Origin of the sequence: uncultured Paraglaciecola sp. (assembly GCF_913058035.1) — a bacterium.
Lineage (GTDB): Bacteria > Pseudomonadota > Gammaproteobacteria > Enterobacterales > Alteromonadaceae > Paraglaciecola.
On sequence record NZ_CAJXPA010000248.1, the window covers coordinates 1 to 4,916 of the forward strand.

The following is a 4,916-nucleotide window of genomic DNA, read 5'->3' on the forward strand; positions in this document are numbered from 1 at the left end:
CTTCGTATCCTTACAAAGCACTCTTCCTGAGTTCCTGTCCTTGTTCTCGCATCCTATACGAGGCACCGTCCATTGTGGTCCTTGTCCATCAGCTTCGTATCCTTACAAAGCACTCTTCCTGAGTTCCCGTCCATCTAGTACCGCAGCCTTGCGGTATCGTCTTCAGTCCTGAAGTTGTCCATGGTCATCCTTGGTGTCATCCTGACTCGTCGTGTTTCCGTGTGACGAAGTAAATATAGAGGAAATGAAAAGGTTTGCGAGTATGTAACAAGAGGAAAAGATCATAATCTTGAAAATAGAATTCAATGCAGATAAATACATCATATAAAACATGGGGTTATAAAAGGACTGGCTATATAACAACGAAAATTGACGTCTTTACTTACGTCTTTGTACGAAATCTCTTACACGGAGTAAGTAAAATGCTTACAGCCAAAATTTTTAGATTTCGCGAGGTCTGAACATTAAGTGACCTTTAATGCGCCCCACTTTTAATTCCTCTACCAAATCATAATGACCGTTCTCAAAAAAAGATAAACATTTTGGTAATGTCACAAACATTCCGACACCCTGACTATCATAATCTTCGAGCATAATACCCTCAATTGCACTCATCAACATATGACCTAAGCCATTATGTTGATGATAAGGATGAACACCAATTAGAGATAACATATGATAATTTTCAGCAGGAACGCGTTCTCGAATTCTAGTTTCTTTCTCAACCATTTGTTTAGTACTAAAATATCCTGCAGTCAGGAGCATCCTTAATCGCCAATGCCAAAACCGATTAGGTCCAAGCTCTGCGTTGGGATTTACTAAACAAGCTACAGCAACCAATCGCTCGTCATCAAACAAACCTACCATAGGCTGTTTGGCTAGCCAAAACGCGTTTAGTTCTTCCCTAATAGCTGAGCGTAAACGAGATTCGTATCCTTCCTTTTCAGAATTAAATATATCAACAAATAAAGGGTCATCATAGTAAGCTAAATACAACAGTGATGCGGCAATCTTTAAGTCTTCGGCTGCTAGATAAATGGCTTTGATATTATCTAAGCTGGCCATTTGTTGTTGTTCTAATTCCATCAAATCAATACCTTATTTTTTAATGACACCTTACCCTATGGGTATCGCCTTGTTAATAGTTTGTTGCAAATCAAAAAAATATTATCAAATAACGTATCTATTTGGCAGCAATGCCAGGAGTGTTGATTGCTCACTGAACAGATCAATCTACAGATCAATGAGCAATAATGATTTAAGTAATTAATTAACTACCTATTGGTAGCGTTGTAAATCGTTTCACCCCAACCTAGCAATGCACTATTTTTAAAGACCAGTGGTGTGCATTCGTCTTTTGTGGTTACCCCATCACCGTCAATATGTTGTGTTCGATAATAAAGCACCTGATATGTATCTTCGCCCTTTATATAAAACTCATTAAAATCAGCTATACCCATGCGATTTAAAATATCGTCATAACTGATATCTTGTTGTAATCGAGAAATATGTTTACGATTTGTCTGCTCTACGTTGCGCCAATCAGAATGATGGCTATATTCACCATCACCGTCGACAGAAATCACACACCCACTCAACCCTAACGATAGCCCAAACAATGTCGCTACGACTAACTTATTCATTGATCAATCCTTATTAATATTTTTTAATTTAAAAATGTAGCCATTAACGACTAAAAATAACTTTTTAAAGGTGGTCATTTTTACAAGGAGTATTCAAAATTGAGGCCAAAGCGCTAACCGACTGTTTTATATAAATATATGGTGATTACGTCGACAATTAGTTAAAATGGTATTTGTTATTTAGATAAAAATTTAGGATTTTTGACCAACCGAATGAGCAATATCGACTACATTGTCAACCTATGCTTTGATATGTCTGAGCAGGGTAAAACACCATCCATCGCTTTAATCAGAAGTATGGCCCAGCATCCATTAACTATTCCTGAGACCATCAAGGGTTTACAACGTTGGAAATCTAATCCCGGTACCCGCCCCAAAACACCCAACAAACAGAAATTAGCGGTCTCAGCGAGTGACAAATCATTACAACAACGTGTTACTCAACTGGAGAACCAGGTCGCCACAATAATGCAAGAACTGGCTAGAATGACGGATAAATAAAAATTAAGAGTTTATATATGCAGGCTTTAAAGACTGAATGAAGGCAGCTAAATTAGGCGCCACTACTTCTTTTGGCAACAGTCCGACTTGCTCAAGCATCACTTCGCCACTAGTGTTGTCGATTGTAAGAATGAAATCGTCTTCGTCTGTCAGAGCAATAAACAGTGTTTCAGGCTGCTTTAGTCTCCTTTTCATTAATATATGCCCCACTAAATTTTGCTGCAAACGCTCAAAATCGTTCTGATTTAATGGCTGTAGTAATTGTAAATGACCTTTGTCCGTCTCAGCAATTAGATTATCGCTCCAATACGCAGAATAATAACTAATTACATCCTCATGAATTTTCATTTCTAACGCTTTTTCTAAATCGCTAAAATTAGCGAGGTCTGAGCGCTTAATGGGCTGCCAATCAACCTTGTCACCTGTGTTGCCTGATGATGTATAACATTCTGATGGCCAATCGCTGTCATACTCAATCAGCAACATAGCTGGATGTTTTTTAGCGGTTGCTAAATACTTTTGGACAAATTCATCTAACGCAGCGATTACTTGTTCACTCATCAACATTCTCTTTTAACGACATTTTTTAGACGGTTAATCTAACATCATTATGAAAAAATGATATCTCAAGGTTTTGACAAAAGCAGTCATGGGGTAAACTAATCGAATTAACGTAGACAGAACAATAAAGAGTCAATGTGAGCGAAATATTTGATAAACAAGCAACCCTTGCTGGATTAAGTTTAGGCAAGATAACTGAGTACAAAGAAACATACTCGCCAGAACTATTACAAGCCGTTCCTAGAAGTATGAACAGAGTGGAATTAAATTTAACAACTGAACTACCATTTCATGGGACTGACAGATGGAACGGTTACGAACTATCTTGGTTAAACCCTAAAGGTAAACCTCAAGTGGTGATTATGCGCTGCGAAGTCCCCGTCTCATCACCAAATTTGGTCGAATCAAAATCATTCAAATTATATCTAAATAGTTTTAACCAAAGTTACTTTGACTCAATAGAAGCAGTCTCTGAAGCCCTAACCAAAGACTTATCACGGTGTGCAGGTAAACAGGTCGACATAGCGCTATTCAAGCCCGCAGAATTCTCACAAATGCAAATTGCTAGCTTTGATGCGTTATCTATCGATGATTTAGATATTGAAGTGAATGACTACCAACTTGAGCCATCTAATTTAACCGTTGGCAGCGAGCAAGTAGAAGAAACACTCAGCAGTGATTTGCTTAAATCGAATTGTCTTATCACAAACCAACCTGACTGGGGCAGTGTTTTAATTCGATATCAAGGCCAACAAATAAATCACGAAGGGTTGTTACGTTACCTTATATCATTCAGGCAACATAACGAATTTCATGAACAGTGTGTTGAACGTATATTTTGTGACATTATGACTCAATGTAAACCCAATAAGTTAAGTGTTTACGCAAGATACACTCGTCGCGGAGGACTGGATATCAATCCATTTAGAAGTAACTTTGAACAAATTTATCCAGAGGGTAGACTGGCAAGACAGTAAATCAACCTTCATTCAGGAATTAACACAACAAATTCAGGTGATTATGCACAAAATTCAACTCAATCCTATAGGCGCAATGAGCCAATTATCTCAGCTAGAAGTCAACTTACTAAGCGAGTCAACAGATAGTGACTTGTACAAATTATTTCGAAACTGCTGCTTAGCTGTTTTATACAGCGGCGCAGAAATTGATAACAGCGACAATATATTCGCACCCCACCACGACTTTGCAATTAATTTAATCAGTCGTGAAAGAGGAGTGAAAATTGAATTAGTCAATCCCCCAGCTCACGCATTTGTAGATGGAGAGTTGATAAGAGGTGTTCATGAACACATCTTTTCTGTGTTGCGTGATTTATTGCATATTGGGGCAAAGTATTCAGCTCAGTCTTTAGGAGTTACACCTGATTCTGACTATATAACACATAGCGTATTTGACATGTTGCGTCATGCACAAACCATTAAAAACACTGCAGAATTAAATATGGTGGTCTGTTGGGGCGGACATTCAATTGGTACAGTGGAATACAAATATACCAAGGAAGTAGGTTATCAGCTTGGGCTACGAAAACTCAACATTTGTACCGGCTGTGGTCCAGGTGCGATGAAAGGCCCAATGAAAGGTGCCACCATAGGTCATGCTAAACAACGTTATAAAAATGGCCGTTACCTAGGCCTAACAGAACCTGGGATCATTGCCGCTGAACCACCTAATGCAATAGTCAATGAACTAGTAATCATGCCAGATATTGAAAAACGCCTAGAGGCTTTCATTCGTTTATCTCATGCTATAGTTATTTTTCCAGGAGGAGCAGGCAAACGAAATCTAATACGGTCTCGTGGGCTCCGAGGTGGGTAAAAGAGACCGAACCAAACTACAAGAAGGACAAACCTTCCAGCGAAGAAGAAGAAATGTTCGATTCGCCCGGACGCTGGACAAACAAACCATCGAGCACACGCATCTCAGTGATTACACTCCCGAAGAAAAACAAGCGTGCTTCTTCCAACGGGATGACTACAAGCGCATGCGAGTCCACAATAACGACACGGTGGACAAAATGATCCACCGTATGCCGCTCCAAGAGAACGAGGAATGTGTCACCGGTTTGGAAGCTCGAACTCCGAGAGACAACATGCTTTGTCATCAAAGCATCGGACAAGCCCTCTTTGCCGTATTGGACGAACAAGACGACCAATGGCGATTCGATGGATGCTTGAATGCTGACATTCTCGC

General features: G+C 39.4%; 6 protein-coding genes and 1 pseudogene. 3 read left to right on the forward strand and 4 right to left on the reverse strand.

All coding sequences use genetic code 11. The features are described 5' to 3' along the window. Positions 1-441: 441 nt before the first annotated feature. Complete coding sequence (locus QZ562_RS19500) at positions 442-1,086, reverse strand: GNAT family N-acetyltransferase (RefSeq protein WP_293763967.1); 645 nt, start codon at positions 1,084-1,086, stop codon at positions 442-444. Between the two features lie 188 nt (positions 1,087-1,274). After that, positions 1,275-1,643, reverse strand: a complete 369-nt coding sequence (locus QZ562_RS19505; protein ID WP_293763969.1) for a DUF3192 domain-containing protein — start codon at positions 1,641-1,643, stop codon at positions 1,275-1,277. A 213-nt stretch (positions 1,644-1,856) separates the two neighbouring features. Here QZ562_RS19505 and QZ562_RS19510 point away from each other — a divergent pair, with 213 nt between their 5' ends. After that, positions 1,857-2,144, forward strand: a complete 288-nt coding sequence (locus tag QZ562_RS19510; protein WP_293763971.1) for a hypothetical protein — start codon at positions 1,857-1,859, stop codon at positions 2,142-2,144. Positions 2,145-2,147: 3 nt separating this feature from the next. Here the strand turns inward: QZ562_RS19510 and syd are convergent, their stop codons facing one another. Next, complete coding sequence (gene syd, locus QZ562_RS19515; RefSeq protein ID WP_293763973.1) at positions 2,148-2,705, reverse strand: SecY-interacting protein; 558 nt, start codon at positions 2,703-2,705, stop codon at positions 2,148-2,150. Between the two features lie 137 nt (positions 2,706-2,842). On the opposite strand from syd, the gene queF reads away from it, so the two are divergent. Both queF and QZ562_RS19525 read left to right on the forward strand, forming a co-directional pair. Further along, entirely contained in the window at positions 2,843-3,682 is an 840-nt protein-coding gene (gene queF, locus QZ562_RS19520) for an NADPH-dependent 7-cyano-7-deazaguanine reductase QueF (RefSeq protein ID WP_293763975.1), read from the forward strand. A 43-nt stretch (positions 3,683-3,725) separates the two neighbouring features. After that, positions 3,726-4,499 (forward strand): annotated as a pseudogene (locus QZ562_RS19525) (pyrimidine/purine nucleosidase domain-containing protein); the annotation flags it as partial. 58 nt (positions 4,500-4,557) lie between these two features. On the opposite strand, the gene QZ562_RS19530 reads toward QZ562_RS19525, so the two are convergent. Beyond that, positions 4,558-4,916: hypothetical protein (locus tag QZ562_RS19530; RefSeq protein WP_293763977.1), on the reverse strand; the 359-nt coding region annotated here is incomplete at its 5' end.

Excerpts from the sequence above, each read along its gene's own strand:
- QZ562_RS19500 (WP_293763967.1), bottom strand. The coding sequence starts at position 1,086 with ATGGAATTAGAACAACAACAAATGGCCAGCTTAGATAATATCAAAGCC.
- QZ562_RS19505 (WP_293763969.1), bottom strand. The coding sequence starts at position 1,643 with ATGAATAAGTTAGTCGTAGCGACATTGTTTGGGCTATCGTTAGGGTTG.
- QZ562_RS19510 (WP_293763971.1), top strand. The coding sequence starts at position 1,857 with ATGAGCAATATCGACTACATTGTCAACCTATGCTTTGATATGTCTGAG.
- syd (WP_293763973.1), bottom strand. The coding sequence starts at position 2,705 with ATGAGTGAACAAGTAATCGCTGCGTTAGATGAATTTGTCCAAAAGTAT.